We start from the raw sequence: 423 nt of genomic DNA on the forward strand, positions 1-423 counted from the left end.
CTCTGGCTCTCTTTACACTTTCCTTATCTTGTGGGAATTGTACACCTTGTTCAAATTTATCTAACAAATCATACAATTCTTCCATTTCTTCTCGTGTTGCCTCTTCTGTTGGCTTGACATCCTCTTTCGGTTGTTCTGGCACCTCTGGAGTGAATGGTTTTGTATCCTCTTTCGGTTGCTCTGGTACTTCTGGTACAACTGGCTTGATTTCCTCTTTTGGTTTGTCTGCAGTTGCACTTTCGTACTCTGCTAACTGACGCTCTGCCTCTAAAAGCACATCTGTTGAACTTTGGCTTAAGTCTTCTCGATCCAATTCTGATAAGCGGTTGTATATATCTCTGGCTCTCTTTACACTTTCCTTATCTTGTGGGAATTGTACACCTTGTTCAAATTTATCTAACAAATCATACAATTCTTCCATTT

General features: G+C 40.0%; 1 pseudogene. It reads right to left on the reverse strand.

The annotated features are described in order from the left end of the window. Positions 1-423 (reverse strand): annotated as a pseudogene (locus E4T68_RS09410) (hypothetical protein); the annotation flags it as partial.

Origin of the sequence: Granulicatella sp. WM01 (assembly GCF_004570605.1) — a bacterium.
GTDB lineage: Bacteria > Bacillota > Bacilli > Lactobacillales > Aerococcaceae > WM01.